This is a genomic window from Adlercreutzia murintestinalis (assembly GCF_943192905.1).
GTDB classification, from domain to species: Bacteria; Actinomycetota; Coriobacteriia; order Coriobacteriales; family Eggerthellaceae; genus Adlercreutzia_A; species Adlercreutzia_A murintestinalis.
Genome location: NZ_CALPCC010000024.1, coordinates 11451 through 29950, shown reverse-complemented (window position 1 = coordinate 29950; position 18500 = coordinate 11451). Strand labels below are relative to the sequence as shown.

The 18500-nt window shown below is 58.5% G+C and carries 9 protein-coding genes and 1 tRNA gene; 1 reads left to right on the top strand and 9 read right to left on the bottom strand.

Going from position 1 to position 18500, the window contains the following annotated elements:
- From NFR19_RS07965 to NFR19_RS07935, 7 genes are all read right to left on the bottom strand, one after another.
- The coding region (locus NFR19_RS07965) for a hypothetical protein (protein WP_251213265.1) at positions 1-906 on the bottom strand (906 nt) is incomplete at its 3' end.
- Between the two features lie 1122 nt (positions 907-2028).
- Entirely contained in the window at positions 2029-3783 is a 1755-nt protein-coding gene (gene dnaK, locus NFR19_RS07960; protein WP_251213264.1) for a molecular chaperone DnaK, read from the bottom strand.
- A 448-nt stretch (positions 3784-4231) separates the two neighbouring features.
- Positions 4232-6073 carry a YhgE/Pip domain-containing protein gene (locus tag NFR19_RS07955; RefSeq protein ID WP_251213263.1) on the bottom strand — a complete coding sequence of 614 codons (1842 nt, stop codon included), beginning with the start codon at positions 6071-6073 and terminating at the stop codon, positions 4232-4234.
- Positions 6070-8229: a YhgE/Pip domain-containing protein gene (locus NFR19_RS07950; protein ID WP_251213262.1), complete on the bottom strand. Its 2160-nt coding sequence runs from the start codon at positions 8227-8229 to the stop codon at positions 6070-6072. The genes NFR19_RS07955 and NFR19_RS07950 overlap by 4 nt, the downstream gene beginning before the upstream one ends.
- 123 nt (positions 8230-8352) lie before the next feature.
- A complete protein-coding gene (locus NFR19_RS07945; protein ID WP_251213261.1) occupies positions 8353-8955 on the bottom strand; it encodes an HdeD family acid-resistance protein in 603 nt (200 codons plus the stop codon).
- Positions 8956-9135: 180 nt separating this feature from the next.
- Positions 9136-10767: an ABC1 kinase family protein gene (locus NFR19_RS07940; protein WP_251213260.1), complete on the bottom strand. Its 1632-nt coding sequence runs from the start codon at positions 10765-10767 to the stop codon at positions 9136-9138.
- Positions 10768-10965: 198 nt separating this feature from the next.
- Entirely contained in the window at positions 10966-11679 is a 714-nt protein-coding gene (locus NFR19_RS07935; protein WP_251213259.1) for a LytR/AlgR family response regulator transcription factor, read from the bottom strand.
- A gap of 373 nt (positions 11680-12052) precedes the next feature.
- Between NFR19_RS07935 and NFR19_RS07930 the strand changes: the two genes are divergently transcribed.
- Positions 12053-12136, top strand: a tRNA-Leu gene (locus NFR19_RS07930).
- Between the two features lie 402 nt (positions 12137-12538).
- Here NFR19_RS07930 and NFR19_RS07925 read toward each other — a convergent pair.
- Positions 12539-13474: a serine O-acetyltransferase gene (locus NFR19_RS07925; protein ID WP_251213258.1), complete on the bottom strand. Its 936-nt coding sequence runs from the start codon at positions 13472-13474 to the stop codon at positions 12539-12541.
- A gap of 204 nt (positions 13475-13678) precedes the next feature.
- The gene (locus tag NFR19_RS07920) at positions 13679-18487 is read right to left on the bottom strand and encodes a YDG domain-containing protein (RefSeq protein ID WP_251213257.1); all 4809 of its coding nucleotides are present in this window, start codon (positions 18485-18487) and stop codon (positions 13679-13681) included.
- Positions 18488-18500 lie beyond the last annotated feature (13 nt).

Sequence of the window (18500 nt, the reverse complement as noted above, 5' to 3'; positions counted from 1 at the left end):
CGTAAGCCCTGCCATGCCGCCTGAGATCTTCTCGTCCTGATTCAATCCGATGATCCGCAGCGGATAAAGTGCATTATTCCAACGTACCTTACACTCGTAGTTCGTACCATCTCCGGTGCAGAAATCGTAGTACATGTCATACGGCCAAGCGCCCCTCGATTGGCTCGGAAGCTTCTCGGCGTCTTCCTTCACTTCAGCCAGACTGTAGCTGATCGGACGATCAGCATTGCGCTTATCGATCAGATAGAAGTCGGCGGCGTTCTTATCGGCATCCGTCGTGGGACCCATACCCCGAACGCTTTCGATCACCCAGGTGCACTTCATGAGGTCATTGTCGGTATCAGGACTTTGCGCTGCGGTCTTCGCAGCATCCTTGAGGGTGCTGCCAGTCAGGTTCAACGAGATCGTGCCCTTGACCGTTGCGCCCTTAGCCATGACATATCCCTGTGATGGCTGGGCATCGGCAGCAACCGTGTAGACGCTCTTAGCCGATGTCTGATCCGGTTTCCACTCGGCACCCGTGATAGAGCCAAGTGTAAATGCAGCTTTCGCATTCGCTCCAAGCGTAAAATAGGAGTTCAGATCAGATGCATTGCATTTGATCTCCTTGATACGAACGGCATTATTGGAATTGTTCTTGAAGTCGCCTGACCCCGAAACCGTACCAAGGCTCTTGATGTTGATACCTTTCGGATCGGTGGAATCGGAATCGTTGAGTGCTATGGTTGCAGGCACATCAACATTGATATTGGGGACATCATCCCCCGCAGCACGCCCGACAGGCACATCGGTGCTCAGCTGCGATGTCTCGGCGAAAGCAGCGGCCGGAACCATAGAGACCGCAAGCGCCATCGCCGCCACGAGAGACATCAGGCGTCTGCCCGTGGATAAGGTCGATCTTGACATGGCAAATACCTTCCTTTGTCAATCCCGCACCCGCACTCCCGTACGTCTCATTGGCGCGGCGGTGGTATATGCCAAATCCTTTAGCTGTGCGTTGTCTCATACACGTAACGGTTTATAAACCAAAAACGAACCTTCTGCAAGATAACAGACCTGAATATGGTGAGAATCTCTATAAAACTATCGTATGAGCGAGTCAGGGATTGATTTCTATTGTCAGCCGAACAGACGAGGATCTCCCGGATATTCCTCCATGGTCAGCCGAACACGTCTGGATGAGTGGTGAGTGCTGCGCAGCAGAAGCATGCAGCGAGGTCTGATAGAATAGACCAAGCAGTACGGGGAAACAGAATGGGACTTTCACTGATCCACAGCACGCAAGAGCGTGATGGATCGCGCAGAAAGTTGGGTAGGTGGCTCCATAGAATTTGACATAATTCATTTCACTGAATCGCACATTAGCGTAAGGGCTGAGAAACCCTCACTTGAGACAACGCTATGTCGCACAGCTCGGAGCCACCCACCCAACTTTCTGCAAGCATGACTGAATAGATCCCTGCATCACAGAGAACCCATAAGCGCGTCGTTCGTTAGCACGCCGACTGACACCATGGACAGCGCACCGCAACCGACATGCCCATTGGCTGCTCTTCGTCAGCGCATCTTCAATTCTTGCGGATCTTATCGGGTTGGGATCATGACCGGAAAGAAGAGCATAGAGCGAATGCCCCCCCCCGCAGTTGGAACCCTCAAATCGGATTTCGTACGGGGTGCAGGTCGTCTTGGTGTTCTGCTGTTCGTTCACTCTGTGCAAAACATGCCCTTCATGTTGCGGTCTGCGTTCGCTTCCACTCGTATCTGGAAGCGAATGGCTCCACACTATAACATCAATCGGATCAGCACTCCGGAAATCTTTATATGAAATCCACCTGTCAACAAAGACCGCCAACAAGTCCCTCGCAGCTTGGGCAGCCGCAGAAGCAGCACCGCGCGGGCCACAACAATCTCTCTGAATCTAGCGATGTGCGGACCGCTGCAACTATTCCGCGTGACAATGCGCAAACCACAGCATCTTCACCGTAGTGACGCGCGAACTACAACTTTTCCAACTTGGCGATGCGCGAGCTACAACAGCTTCTCCAGTTCGGCAATAGCGACCGTGAACGCAGCCTTATCCTCCGGCTTCATCTTCTCGGACTTCTTCATGAGGTACTTCTGCACGCTGCCCACCGCATTACGCAGGGCGCGCTTGGCATCCTTGTCCATCTGCTTACCTTCAGAGCGCAGGCGCTCTTCGGCCTGATTCACCAGCTCTTGCGCGTGTTGGCGCTCGTCCATGGCATCGCGGCGCGCCTGATCTTCGGCGGCGTACTTCTCGGCATCGGCGATAGCGGCGGCGATCTCGGCATCGGTCATACGCTCGCTGTCGGTGATGGTGATAGACTGCTCGTTGCCGGTGCCCAGGTCCTTCGCCGTTACGGTCAGGATGCCGTTGGCGTCGATGTCGAAGCTGACGTTGATCTGCGGCACGCCAGCCGGTGCGCGCTTGATACCTTTCAGCGTGAACTTCCCGATGGTCTTGTTGTCGGCGGCCATGGGGCGCTCGCCCTGCATGACGTTGATCTCCACCTTGGTTTGGAAGGGCGCCGCGGTGGTGAAGACCTGCTCGTAGTGGATGGGCAGCGTGGTGTTGCGCTCGATGACGCGCGTGGCGATGCCGCCCACCGTTTCAATGGCGAAGCTCATGGGCACCACGTCGAGCAGCAGCAGCTGGCCGCCGCGCGGGACCATGGCGCCGCCTTGCGAGGCGCTGATGGCGGTGGCCAGCGTATCGGCTTGGATGGCCGCACCTTGAGCCACGCACTCGTCGGGGTTGATAGTGCTGGCGGGCATGCGGCCGGTCAGCCTTTGCACGTGCGCTTGCACGGCCGGGATGCGCGTGCTGCCGCCCACGAGCAGCACTTCGCCCAGTTCGCTGGCGGCGATGCCCGCGTCGTTCAAGGCCTGCATGACCGGCTCGGTAGTAGCCTCCACGAGCGAGCGCGTCAGTTGGTCGAACTCGGCGCGCGTGATGGTTTGCTCCAGGTGCAGGGGGCCTGCGGCGTTCTGCGCGATGAACGGCAGGTTCACCGTGGTGGAGGTGATGCTGGACAGTTCGCGTTTGGCCTGCTCAGCCGCTTCGCGCACACGCAGCCGCGCCGAGGGGTCGGCCGCCAGGTCCACGCCGGTTTGGGCACGGAATGCATCCATGAGGTGGCGGGCAAGCGCGTCATCGAAGTCGTCGCCGCCCAGATGGTTGTTGCCAGCGGTGGCCAGCACCTCAATGACGCCGTCGCCGATTTCGATGACCGATACGTCGAAGGTGCCACCGCCCAGGTCGTAGACCATCACCTTCTGGGCTGCGCCGTGGTCAAGCCCATAAGCCAGCGCCGCCGCCGTTGGCTCGTTGATGATGCGCAGCACGTTCAGCCCGGCAATAGTGCCCGCGTCCTTGGTGGCGTTGCGCTGCATGTCGTTGAAGTAGGCGGGCACGGTGATGACGGCGTCGGTTACGGTGGTGTCGAGGAAGTTCTCAGCGTCGGTGCGCAGCTTGCGCAGGATCATGGCGCTGAGCTCTTGCGGTGTGAAGGCGCGCCCATCGATGGGCTGGCGCCAGTCGGTGCCCATGTGGCGCTTCACGCTGGCCACGGTGCGGTCGGGGTTCATGGCGGCCTGGCGCTGCGCCACCGCGCCCACCAGGCGCTCGCCGTCTTTGGTGAAGGCGACGACCGAGGGGGTGGTGCGCGATCCTTCGGCGTTCGCGATCACCTCGGGGGTGCCGCCTTCCACTGCCGCAACGCAGCTGTTCGTGGTACCTAGGTCTATGCCGATCGCTGTCATGGTTTGTCCTCTTTCGGTGAGTTGCTGATTGGTTGGGGTGCTTTTGCTGTTCGGCCTATTATCCGCTATCCGGACCGTACTTTGCTCTCTTGATCATCATTCGTCACATTGCTCAAAAATGTTTCACGTGAAACAATCTGCGTGAAGCGTTCCCGCTCAGATCCACCCCACAGGGCAGGTGTACGGGAGCAAGTGTTTCACGTGAAACATTCTGCCAGAATCGTGCACATTGCATACCACCAGCGCATTTCGAGTCAGCTGTACTGGATGAGTGTTTCACGTGAAGCATTGGGAAAGCGAAAATGCACTAAAGGCACGCGAGCAACCGCGAACGACTTTGAATTGTTTCACGTGAAACACGAGCGAGCAAAATAACAACACAGTACCGCTATTAGGTAATAAGACAACAAACAAATGTTTCACGTGAAACAATTCAGGCGCGTGAGGGCTAGAGCACTTTGGTTTCGTCCAGCTTGCGCATGACAAAATCGTTCAGGCGGATGATGGGGCGCCGCAGCACCAGCCCCACCACCAGCGAAGCTGCCAAAAACGCCAGCAAGCACGCAAGCGACATCCAGTATTGGTCACCATAAGCGCCGAACATAGCGCTCTCGAACGCCTGCATGGAATGTGTCAGCGGCAGCCACGGGTAAATGGCCTGGAAGAATGGTGCGCTCAACTGCACTGGGAAGATGCCACCCGCACCACCGATCTGCATAACCAGCCCGATGACCATGATGGCCTTCCCGATGACCCCAAACGACACGGCCAGCGTATAGGCCAGATTGCTGAACACGATGGCAACTACCACCCCGGCTAACACGTACAGCCCCACGTTCTCGCACTGCACCCCCACGAACAACACATTGCCCAAGCACACCACCACCGCCTGCGCGATGGCGATCAGCGCGAAAATGCCGTAACGACCCAGGTAGAGTTGCGCGGGCGAAGGATATCGGGGGTTCGCGGACCGCTTCTGCGTTGGTGCGGTGCTGCGCAGTTTCGCCAGCTGCTTCGGCGCCACCGTGGTGGATGTGAGCGCGACCAAGAAGAGGGCGCCCACCCAGAGGCTCAGCGATGTGTAGAATGGACTCATGCTGGAACCGTTGTTGTCCACTTTGAATACAGGATGCTCGACCAGCTGCGTGGGCACAGACAAGAACGATGCCAGCGCGTCGGGGTTGCTGCCGATCAGCGCGCGCACCTCAGCAAGATCGGACGAATCGAGCGCACTTTTCAGCTTATCGCACGTACCTTGCAACTCGCCTGCCGCATTGCCCAAAACGCTGCCCGTAGCATTAAGCGACTGACCGATACCGCCCAGTTCGCCGCTAAGCGTATCGGCAGTGTCCGACATGCTCTGCGCCGCCTGCTCAAGCTGCGCAATGAGGTCGTCGGCCTTCGTGGTGGCCTCGCCAATGTCCGCAGTCAGCTGCTCAGCGGTCGGCAGGTCGGCGCGCACGTCGTCGGGAAGCTTCGCCAGCGCCTCATCGTAAGCCTGGCGGTTGGCGGGGTCGGTCAGCTTGCCTTCCGCCTGATCCAGCACGCCAGCCAGCGTGCGGCACTCATCCGACAGCTTCGCCAGCATATCCCCGGTTTTGCCCGCAAGCGTGTCCGCGCTCCCCACCAGCGCGCCGAACGCCTCAAGCTCTGCCTGCGACTGGCGCAGCTCGTCCACAATAGCCTGCAACTGCACCGTCAACTGCTGCGCAAAATCTTGCACACCGGCACCGCTCATGTAACTGGTCAAGTCGTCGCTGATATCCAGCACGATATCGGCCACGGTCTTGTTGAACGCCTGGTCGATCTGCGTTTGCAATTCGGTTGCTCCCTGGCTGGTCACATGGGGAGCGATGGCGTTCTCCTTCTCGTTGCTGTAATACTGGATGGTCGCCTTCGTAGAATGGTCGCTGGTCACGCTCATGAGGTCGGCCGAGAAAGTGCTCGGTATCACGATGGCGGCGTAGTAGGCGCCGCTCTTCACGCCCTCAACAGCGGCCTGCTCGTCTTCGAAAACCCAGTTGAACTGGTTATTCTCGTGCAGGCGCGCCACCACCTGAGCACCCGCGTCCACCCGCGTAGCCACCAGATCGCTCTGGTACCCCGCATCCTCGTTCGCCACGGCAACGGTGATGCCCCCCGTGTTCTGATACGGATCCCAGAACCCGAGCGAGGTCAGCCATGCGTACAACGGCGGCACGATGATGAGCCCCATGGCCACGATGGCGCAGATGACGTTGGTCATCAGGTTGCGCAGGTCGCTCTTGAATATCTGGAAGGCGATCTTCACGACCGACCACCCCGCTTATGCCGCGCGGACGCCTTCTTCGCCTGTGGCGATGCCTTTTGCAGCGGTTTCTCCGGTTCCTGTAGCCGCGGCGCCTTCCGCACCTGCGCCGATTTCCGCAGTTTTAGCGTCTTTTGCGCCTGCGCCGGTTTCCGCGGCTCTAGCGCCTTCCGCGCCTGCGCCGGTTTCCGCACCTGCGGCCCCTTCCGCGATGTCTTCCGCGGCACTTCCCCCGCTTTCCCCGCTTTCCCCGCCAGCTTCAGGCACGAGGCGATGTTCATATCCACGTACGTGATGGTCACCAAATACCCCACTACCACCAGCGTGCCCACCACGAATAGCGCGAGCAGCATCAGCGTGCGATCCACACCGCCGCGCAGCACGATCAGCAAGCAGATCATGACGGCTGGCAGCGCGAACAGCGCCACCCAACCCGCACGCACCAGCCGATCGTAGCGCGCGTCGAAGCGCTTCGCCCGTTTCTGTATCTTGAGGCGGTACTCCGGCGTCTTCATCAGCGCACGCACCATGGCCCGGAACCGCATCTGCTGCGCACCGCCCAGCACGGCCTCGGTGGTGAACAGGCCGCCTTCGGCCAGCTTCTTGTCGAACATTACGTTCAGGTTGTAGCTGCATCGGCCGAAGCCGAGGCCCACCGCGAAGCCGACCGGCCCGAACACCAGCGCCAGCACCAGCATATCTTGCAGGTAATGGAGGCCGTAGAAGCCACCGATTGCCTCGCGCATGGCGTCGATGGAGTACGTGAACGGCAACAGCGGATTGAGCACCTGGAAGAACGTGGGCATCATTTGAATGGGGAACATACCCGACGACCCCGGTATTTGGATGATGAGCAGCACGATGGCCAGCGCCTTGCCCACATGGCGCATGCTGTACACCAGCGCGAACATCAGGTTCGCATACACCGCGCCCGCCAGCACGCCCGCGCCGATGAAGGCGGCCGGACTCTCGCACTGGATGCCCATGAGCACATCGCCCGCACACACGATGGTGCTTTGGATGACGCTGATGACCATCAGCAGCAGCCACCGACCGAAGTACGCCTGCGTAGCCGTGAAGGGGGGCAGCCCCTGCGGGTCCACGCGAACGCGCATGAGCGCCAGCACCAACAGGCTTGACACCCACAGCGCCAGGTTGGTAAAGAACGGCGCCACGCCTGACCCGTAGTTCGCCACCGGGTAGACCTTCTCGGTATGCAGCTGCACGGGCTGTGACATGAAGCTGGCCACCTGATCGTCGTCGAGCCCCAAGAAGGTGCGCAGCTCGGTGTAGCTGGTCGAGCTTTGAAGCGCCTGTAAGCTGGCAAGCATATCGGCGAGGTTTTCCTGGGTGGTACCGAGCAGCGCGTCGGAGGCGTCGGCCGCGGTGGCAATTTGGCTCTTCGCCGTCGCAACATACGCTGCGACACTGTCGCGCAGCGCGCCCAACTCGCTCGCATCCGACTGCTTGATGCTGCTGACCGTGGTGCGCAGCTGGTCAATGCGACTGCGCGTCTGCCCGATGTCGGCATCGGCCTGCGCCAGGCTGATGGCAAGGTTCTCTTCGGCCTGATGTTCATCATCAACCACCTGGCCGCCCACGCGCTGCGATATGGCAAGCGCCTGATCGCTCACCATCTTCACGAACTGCTCGTCGATGGTCTTCTGCACGGTTTCCGCCCCAGCATCCACGATCTTAGCGCCCGAACCGCTCAGCTTCTCATTGATGTAGTAGTCGATCTGCGGGCGCTCGAAGTGCCCGTCGAAGGCGCTCAGGAAACGTGCGCTGAAATCTTTCGGTAGCACGATAGCGGCATAGTATTCGCCCGACTGCACGCGCTGGGTTGCTTCGTCCTGGCTGACGAACTCCCAGCCCATCTGGTGGTTCTCGCGCAGAGCGGCAACTACCTCCTCGCCCACATCCACGTGCCCCGTATAGGAACTGTCGGCCCCTTCGTCATTGTTGACCACGGCCACCTTGAGGTTCTCGGTGTTTTGGTATGGATCCCAGTTGGCGGCCACGATGTACCACGCGTAGAGCGACGGCAGCAGGCACACGCCTGCCAGCACGATAACCGCAATGGGGTTGCGCACGATGCGACGCACGTCTTGCGCGAAGATCCGCCCTATGACGGAAAGGTATGTTCGGAGGCGCTTCATATGCGGATGCCATGTCGAATGATCGAAAGGTGCTCACGCAGGCGGTATGTGTGGCCGGGCGATCGAGTGCGCGTGGCCGAGCGAACGCGAATGCATGCGGTCAGGTGAGCACCGCGCGCAACGCTAGAGCAGCCCCGCCGCTTTGGGCATGGTCAGCCCGAACACCGCCATCGTAATGCCGCGCATCACCAGGAAAATGCCCAAGAAGATGACGAACGACGCCGGCATGAACATGAACATGAACGCGCAGAGAATGGAAATGGTGCCGTTGGCGATCATCCAGCCCCAACCCGCGCCCAACCCGCGCAGCCCCACGCCAGCCACGATGGCCATGATGCCGTAGACCAGCACGAAGATGCCCGCCATGAATGGGATAACCGAAGCCGTCACGATAGGGTGCACCAAGAACATGATGCCCAAGATGATGCTGCAAATGGCGTTCACCAGCGCCCAGCCCGTCTCAAGACCGGTTTTGCGCAGCCGGAAGTACGCCACCGCATCGAAGACGCCGCCGACGAGCAGCATGGCGCCTGCCGCAATAGCGATGGATACCAGCGATAGGTCCGGCCATGCCATGACCACGAAGCCGCACACGAGCAGCAAGATGCCCCAGAAGAAGAGGCCCCAATCGCGCCCGATCGTTCCTTGTTGACCCACGCCCTGCTGGCCTACACCCTGCTGTTGAGCATGCTGCGTAGAAGTAGACATCTCTTTCACCTCTTCCATACACGCCGCCCTACCCGTGCCACGCATATGTGCACATTCAACCAGCAAGCAACCGGAGCACTCAGAGCGGCAACCTCTACCTTGATAGTTGGAGTGTAGAGCAGCCCCAAAACCGCGCCTGGAGACTCCGCAGTCAGTCAACCTTTCGTTAGGAAAGCTGAAACTGCACGTTACATGCGCTCAATCGGCCTTGAGGTTATTCTTCGTACGATGGCGCGATTTCAACGTAACGAAAATAACGTAGATGCCCAACACGAATGCGCCCACGTAGCCAAGCACGCCCAGGATGGGCACTTCCAGAAACCGGGGTTCCATATTGGTGGTACAAAGAATAGACGAGCCGATGAACAAGCCCATAGAAATGAGCGCAAGCGACGCACGCCCCACCGAGGCATAGATGGTTGCCAGCGCATCTTCGGAGACTTTCACGTCGCCTTTCACGCGCAGCTCGCCGCGGTCGAGCATCTCAAGCGTGTCGGACACTTGATAGGGCAGCTTCGCCAGCGCTTCGGTGGACTCGGTAGCGGCCATGAACAGATCGGCGATGCGCTTCTTCACGTGCTCGGGGTCAAGCGACTGCCGCATCACGTGCGTGCTGAGCACCTCCAGCACATTGGTGGAAGGCGAGATGTTCTCCATCAGGCCTTCGATGGTGACCACGCCGCGTACTAACATGGTGACCGCAGGCATCATGATGAGACTTTGGCCGCGCATGACCTCCACGATCTCGCCGAGCACGGTGCCGATGTTGATGTCGTCGAGGTCGGCCGAGCCGTACTTGTCCAAAAGCGACGAAAGTTGCGAGAGCAGCTCGCCGTAATCCAGCTCGCCGTGGCGGCGCGAGATGCTCAGCACCGCCTGCATCAGGTCGTAGGCGTTGTCGGTGACCACCGAGCGCATCATGCGGCCCACCTGCTGGCGCTCCGAGGCAGTTAGCTGGCCGGTCATGCCCAGGTCGATCCACACGATCTGATCGCCGCGCACGATGATGTTGCCCGGGTGCGGGTCGGCGTGGAAGAAGCCCACGCTCATCACCTGCGTCAGGTAGTTCTGGATGATGCGGTCGGCCAGCACATCCATGTTATAGCCATCGGCCTGCAAACGCGCCACATCGTTGATCTGCGTGCCCTGCACGTACTCCATGACCAGCACGGCGTCGTTACTGGCGTGCGGGTAGGGCACCGGACAGGTGATGCCCGGCCAATTCGCGCATTCCTTGTGGAAGCGCGTGAGATTTTCAAGCTCGATGGTGAAGTTGGTTTCGTTGTCGGTGGTCTTCTCCAGCACTTCGATGAAGTTGTCCAGGTTCATCCAGACGGTCTCATGGGCGCTGGCTACGAACTCGGCAGTGGCCAGGGCGCGCTTCATCAGCGTGATGTCCTCGGCCATCTGCGCCACGATGCCCGGACGGCGCACCTTCACCGCCACGGGCGTGCCGTCGAGCAGCACCGCCTTGTGCACCTGCGCGATGGAGGCCGCACCCAGCGGTTCGGGGTCCACCGCCAGAAACACCTGCTTCCAGCTGTGGCCGTAGGCGCGGTCCATGCATTCCAGCACGGTGTCGAAAGGCATGGGGGTCACGTCGTCTTGAAGCTGCTCGAACGCTTCGCAGTATTCGCGGGGCAACAGGTCACTTCGGCTGGATGCCAGCTGGCCGATCTTCACGTAGGTGGGGCCGAGCGCCTCCAGCATTTGCACGGCTTTTTCGGGCGTGAGGCCCTGCATGACCTTGTACTTGCGCATGACGCCGAGGATCTCGCGCATGCGGCGGCCCGATGTTTTGTCACTCAAGGACACCTGTGTAACGTGCATGAATTCCTGGAAGGTAGCCATGGTTCGCTGCTGGTCACAGGGCGTTGGTTGTAGGTGCTGGCTGCAGCTGCCGGTTGCCGGGCGCTACTGGCGCGCCGCCGAACGCGGAATGCTGATTGCAAGCCGCCAGCAGCAGACCGTCAGCGAAGCGCGGAGTCAAACGCACGACCCAAGCCGCCGAACCGCAAACCGCAGACACTAGATGCCCAGCGCCTTCTTCAAGTTGCTAACACGACGGCGGCTCACGGGGATCTTCTCTTCCACGCCGTTGAGCATCAGCAGCAGCGTGCCACCAGATACTGACTCGATCTCTTCCACCATGGAAAGGTTCACCAAATACCCGCGGTGCACACGGAAGAACCCGTGACCGTCCAAACGCTTTTCCAGCTGGGCCAGACTGACCGTGCTGAAATAGCGGTCGGTGTCGGTTTGCAGGTAGGCGTAATCGTCGCGTGCCATGACGAAGCGGATCTTGTCGATGCCGATGAGGATCTTCTTGCCGCCCTTCTCCACCGGAATGCGCTCGCTCTTCTGCGCCTGCACGTGCAGCGCCACCTGCTCGCGCACACGGGCGATGGCTTGCTTGAGACGCTCGGTTTCTACCGGCTTCACCAGGTAGTCGATGGCGTGCACCTGGAATGCGTCCAGCGCGTGCTCACTGTAGGCGGTGACGAACACCACGGCAGGCGGGAATTTGAGGTGCTTGAGCGCCTCGGCCAGCTGCAAGCCCGTGGCTTCGGGCATGTTGATGTCGAGGAACATGACATCGCACGGGTATTCTTTCAGCTTCTCGATAGCCTCGCGCACGCCAGCCGCTTCGGCGACCACTTCCACTCCCCCGACTTCTTCAAGGAGGAAGTTGAGTTCAGACCTGGCTGGGGCCTCGTCGTCGACAATGATAGCCTTGAGCATGTGCTTCCTCCTTGTAGTTCGTACCGCGTAAGTTCGTACCTCGTGCGTTCATGCCAAATACACTTGCGCCTGTTGCTTTGCGCCTGTTGCGCCTGCAGCTGCTGTTCCTGCAACTGCCGCACGTACAGCCATTGTGTTTGCAACTGCTGCGCTTGCGCCTTGTACCCTTGCACTTGGTCCGCTTATACCCCGTACGCTTGTAAGCATTCTTCTGCGCCCGCCACGCGAATACCCGCGCGGGCAGTCTCCCTATTATAAAGCACAAACAGACCGCTTACCGAGAAAATGAAGCGTTTTTCAGGTATACTCGTTTGGTCGGTTTGATCGGCACTGAACCATGGCGTGAAACCGTTAAACTGACGAGATGCGCTATGCCCGGGTGGCGGAATGGCAGACGCGGAGGTCTCAAAAACCTCTACCTTCGGGTGTGTGGGTTCGACTCCCACCCCGGGCACCATCACAATGCGCATTCGTTCGCATTCACCTTCACGTTCACATATACACACCCACGTTCACGCATGCGCGTTCGCGCGCTCACGCCCACATATACGAACACCGCACACGCCTGCACTTATATCCACGTTCGCGTATACATGTGCCTGTTCGCATTCACACTTACATGTGCGCATTCGCACTCTTCCGCACCCAAAATGTTTCACGTGAAACATTTGTTTGCAAGCTTATTACCTAATAGCGCTACTGTGCTGTTATTCTGCTCGGTCGTGTTTCACGTGAAACATTTCCATGCGAACTTGTGCGGATTAAACGAGCTTGCACAGCCTCGCGCCACCTCGTATGGATTCAAACGAGTTTGCCTAGGCGCATGCGACCTCGTGCGAACACGCGACGCTTTCCCCAATTAGTCCTTCTCGCCGGGCTGACGCACCGTGATCTCTTGCTCCTTCACTGATACACGGCTGTGCGGCGGCACGCTGAATGTGACGAAGGTGCTGCCCGCAATAACGCTGCCTTCGCCAATGACCGTCTGACCACCAAGCACGCTGGCGTTACTGTAAATGGTTACGTTATCCTCAATGGTGGGATGCCGCTTCACCCCATTCAGTCGCTGGCCACCCCGCGTAGACAGCGCGCCCAGCGTCACGCCCTGGTAGATTTTCACATGGTCGCCGATCTCGGTGGTCTCGCCAATAACCACGCCGGTTCCGTGGTCGATGAAGAAGTACTCGCCAATCTTCGCGCCCGCACCAATGTCGATGCCAGTGCCACTGTGCGCCAGTTCGGTCATGATGCGCGGAATGATGGGCACATTCATCTCGTAAAGCACATGCGCCAGACGATATACGTAGATGGCATAGAGCCCCGGATAGCTGAAGATGACCTCTTCCTTGCTGCCGGCGGCCGGATCGCCGTCGTAGAGCGCCTCCACGTCGGTCAACAGCACCTGCTGAATGTGCGGCAGTTCGTCGAAAAAGGCGGTGCACACGTCGTTGGTCTTCATCACGATATCGGATGGCACGCATTCTTCGCAGAGGTTCGGATCCACCGTGTCCTCGCAGCGGCTGTCCATATATGCTAGCGCCAGAATAATCTGCTGACGCAGCTGGCGCTCTATCTGAATGAGCGTCTCACCAATGAAGTACTTAGGGCTGGTATTGACACTGAGCATCTCTTCGCCAAAATAGCCCGGGAACAGCACACGACGCAGATTCTTCAAGATGTCCTTGATGACGGAGCGGCTGGGGAAGCGCAGGCCCGGCTTGGTGAAGAATATCTCGTCAGCTTCGTAATTCTTCTCAATGGCAGCGACCACGCGCTCCAAGTTGTCTCCAAACACAACGTTCCCCTTTCCGCTTTTCGCTTCCCAGCATTATAGCGGCAGGACGAGGAAAGCCCGTAGAAAGCCTGAAGCGCTCAAGGTGACGTGCGTGCCATATAACACAGGGGCGCACCACCGGCAAAAACCGCCCGCGATGCACCCCGCACAACGAACGCGCCACCAGCCCTCACGCGCCCGCATACTCTTATGCGTCGGCTCAATCTACCGCCTTGACACATTCCTCATACGACAGCGCGCCAAATGAACAGCGGCGTACCCGAACAAACCCGCAAGCACAAACCCAACCAGAAGCGTAGCAATGGGGTCGCCCGTCTGCGGCAACCCAGTCAATGAGCGTTCTGCCTGAGACACCGGCGTCTGATCACCCGGCACCTCCCCGGCACCAGACGCACCCCCTTCAGCATTGACGGACTGCGTACTATCAAGCACCACCTGCACCTCATGATCTGCGGACACATCTGCAAACGATATCTCGCCGCGGTCAAAAACCTTATCAGCCGCACTGCGACCATCCACCACTACGCGCGTCACCTTATAGGAGCCATCGTTATCTGTAACCGACCATGCCACCTGACATGCGTCACCTGCCACAACCGAGGTGCTTGGCGATATGGTGGCCGGGCCGCCCACAACCGACGTGCGAACTTGGTAGAACACAGGCGCGCTCCCCAACGACGCTTCAACCGCAGGCACGTCATCACCAGGAACACGTGGACGCGTGATGATCTCCACGTCATAGCGCGTACCGGGCGCAACCCCGAAGGGAATATCAAAAGAAGTAGAATCCGGGTCGTTTATCTCGAATCGCTGACCATTGACCACCACTTCGGTGACCTCGTGCTTCGGAGGATTGGGAAGTTCCCAACTAATCGTAGGCCCTGGCGTTCCCGGCTCAACAAAACCGCCGCCGGCTACCGTACCCGAGCTGCCTCCGATAACGGGTACCACCTCTGAATAGCGATCCTGCTCAGCACATAGTTCATCAGGCGTAGGCGTACTGCCCTGCTCCACAAAGAAAACCTTTATCGTGTGGTCCCCTGCAATATTGGAAATGGTGCATAAGAAGTTGCCGCTTTGCTGATCGAGCGAATGCGTGATGGACTCTGCACCTGAAGATACACCAGAAGAACTGCCTAAACTGCGCGTAGCAGGTACTTCATGGGCATATTGAAGCGCCATCAGCGCCTCAGCCGCCTCGTGCGCATCAGTATTCTCAGATGCGGAAGCATCCGCTTCCTCTGCATCCGTCACCGTATCTCTCGCAGCGTCGTCATTCTGGTTGGAGGCCGCAGCGTCGTCCGTACCGGCTGAACTCTCTCCGCCCACACTGATCTCGTTATCCGCCGCTGCTCCTTCATCGTCAGCGCCAGCTGCCACGCCCGCACTTGCTGCGTCTCCCCCGTCTGCGTTGACCTCATCAGATGCCAGATCGTCCAGCTGATCGGAAAGTTCACTGGCCGCTTCCTCTAAAAGAGTCTCAGCGATCTCGTCTTGTTCATCGTGAGCAGCCTCAGCCTCATAAACCACCGCGCCATCAATTTCCACACGATACACACGCGAAACATCAGCGGGGCTTGCAATGATGCCCGAATAGTCCTGGCCGCGATATAGCGTCTTGGACGGAGAAGTGCTTCCCTGCCCAATACTCATAATGTTCACATGATTAAGTACCGGCTCAACATAAACCACTACCTCTTGATTACTACGAATATTGGCAAGCGCCGTACTTCCGCTTTGCGCCGCCGACACAGCAACCCCATTCACCTCTACTCGCGACACCGCATAAGCGGCTCCGGACGGGGCGCGAGCTGGCACATCCCACGCCACGGTATAGCTGCTTCCAGCCGCTACCGTTGCACCTCCTGTTATGGTGCCCGAACCACCTGCAATGCGCGTACTCACCGCATATTCAGCTCCTGCCAGCGTACATTGACCACCAACAGGGGCACAACGCACATCAACAACATGATTCGCATCCATTGCGTCGAATGTAATGCTGCCCGACTGCACCTGCTGCGCATCAAGACGCGCACCATCAACAAGTACCTCGGTCACCTCGTAGCCCTCAGCAGGCGCCCACGTAGCAGATGCGCTCTGTCCGGCACGCACCACCGCAGATGGCGACACTTCTACCTTCGTTGCTTCACCGTACCGGTTCGTGGTGAGCGTATAGTAGCCATAGGTAGTGCTACCACCTATGGACCCAATGCGCGCAAAAGTCACCACTACTTCATGGTCGGCTGACACGTTGGCAAACGAAACAGACGTATCTGCGATAGAACGCTCAATGCCGTCCACTGCAACCGACGACACATACCGATCGGCTCCTACCGTCCAGCCCACCTCAGCATTGCTACCGCCCAGCACAACCGCCGAAGAAGTACAGGTCGAAGCACCCACATCTCCAGCCATGCGCGTTGCGATCGTGAAGCAGCCGGGCGCTAAGATGTCGGGGCCACTACCCGAAACGCCGCCGCTTGATCCCGAACCCTCAACAGATATCTCGACCACAATCAGCGTGTCGAAGCCATCATCGCCGCGGACGAAGATGGTAGCACTGTAGTGCCCGAGCGCGCCGCAATCGATCGCATCCACAACCGAGGCGCCCTTCTTTATGAGCACATCTAAATGGTCATCAGCAGGAAGGCTCTCGATACCTTCCACGCCTGATGCAATGACGCGCTCTACGATCTGTCGCGCATCAAGAACCTGCCCGCTCGTCTGTGCGAGCACAAGCGTTTTCTCCACCACACGAGCCTCGGGACGCTCAGTCACCTCAAGCGTTGCTGGAATCATGCTCACCGCATAGTTTCCAAGCGCATAACGCCCATCGGGACGAAGCGTGGCGCCACCGGCGCCAACCGGATTCACTTTTGAGAATCGCGCCAGCAGTTGATAGACACCAACCTGGGGATTTGCTCGGTCGAGCGTCAGGCCATCTTGGGTTTGGCACGTGAAGCGCTCTTCGCCCAATACCTCAGCTACAGTATCTCCTGGACACAGCATATTGGTCGGCCAGGCCATCGGATCAGGGCAGTTCTCGCCAAGCGCGATATCCCCTGACTCGCCGGTAAAGTCGTAGACAAAAGCCTGCACATCACTGAAATATCCGTGCGGGTCAGCATCGCCTGTCGCAGGGTCAACCATGTCAACGCCCGCTATCCACGTGCTATCCGGTGGCCAATTCTGGTCGCTTGAGAAGCTGGCCTTGATGTCAAGGTTGCGCGGAAGAATCGCCCCGTATACCGTGATGCTGCCATCGGGCGCAATCGAGGTTAGCTCATAATCTGAGGCATCGGCGCCAGAAAGCGCAACACCTGAAAACGTCAGCTTCTGCACACCAGCATCAGCGCTTGCAAAGGAGGCATGCTGAAAACTCAGGTGCACTTCAGCGCCATCTACAACCAGATCATCCAGAGAAACACCCGAAGCGGCGAACGCAGTTGTACCATCGTAGGTCTTGGTGTAGGTGCGAGCAGCGAGTTCTCCTGTACCTTCTGGAGGAACGGACGCATCTGGACCCGCTGGCACGCTCACATCAAGAGGCTTGGGCGCTACCGTGAACTCCACACCATCTTCATAGCCGGCTTCCAAACGATAATCGCCTTCAAAGCGGTTACCATGCTCGTCGGTCACCCAACTGCCATCGGCGGCAAGCTCGTTGTACTTCGCTGCCGCTTGTACGCGATAGCGTCCTGCGTGACGGCTAACGTCAGCGGCGTCCACATCAACCCAAGCATTGCGCGCTTCGTCAAACCTCTGATAGCGGAAGGAAAGCAATGCAGCGCCATTGCCGAGCGCAGCAGAGGCGTCACCAAGAACAGAGGGTACAGTACCACCATTGACCGTTGCGGTCACGTTGGGTTGAGCGCCTACCACGATATCCGCAGCTTCAACATGCATAGTCTTGCCCTGGGTATCAATGCTGATATCCACCTTAACGTAGGTATCGTCTTCTTGTGTTCCGCTCCCACCAGAACCGCCAGAACCAGACCCGCTTTCGTCCTCTTCCAAGCCACCGTACTCTATAACGTAGTTGCAGTTCGTCGCATAGCTATAGTCGTTCCATCTTCCTCCAGCAGATGCAAGCAGATGCGCACACTGCTCACCGCTCGAATTGTTTGGCTCTCTTGTGTGCCAATTGGAAAAAGCCCCATCAACCTGATTGGCGGAGGTATTCGCGTTCGTAATGCCCCATCCGCCTCGCCAGAAGTTCATCCCCTTCTCAGGTCCTGTGGCCCAATAGTATTTTGCATACGTGCTGCTATATGCTCCGGTGCTGTCAATACCCGCAGCTTGAAGAAACGTAGGATGACAGGTTGCACCAATCCACGTATCAGCATTCACGAGCGAGTAGATCAAATCGTGCTCAGCCTGGCTCGTAACAGTAACCAGATACCCTTGCATACCCATATACGTTGATGCAGCCGCCCGGTCGCGCGCAGTCGGCCAGTTCACCTTGGTTGCCACATATTCATAGTAGTGACCATTCTGGGCATTGTAATCGAGCGTACGCTCCACTTTCTCGGTACTCACAATCATGCGTAACGTCTTAAGCGACGTGCTGTTCGAGCGCACCTTCAACTGCAAGTGCTCACGCAGATACTGCTCCCAGACCTCCGCAGTTGCCCCCTGACCTGTCTCGTTGGCCGACTTGTTGCCCCGTTTATTCGCATTCAAAATGGCAAACGTGTGTGCCTGGCCACCGATGTTGACGGTAGCACCCTCTAGCAGAACATCTTCCCCACTCTCAATGGCGCTTGTGAATTGCACCGTTATGCCCCTGATAATCTTGTCGTTTGGAGCCTGGACGCTCAGATAGGGAAACGTATAGGTTGAAGTGCCATCGGTATTGTTGGTTGTCTTTACTGCAGCACCGGCTTTGATGGAAAGTGCGTTGGAAGCATCAGCATATGCCAAAGGTGGTGCTACCGTAGGTGCCACCATAACCCCAAGCACCAGCCCCAGTACAAGGATCGCTTTGGCTGCGATGCCTCGTAGGGTGTTCATAGATACACTCATA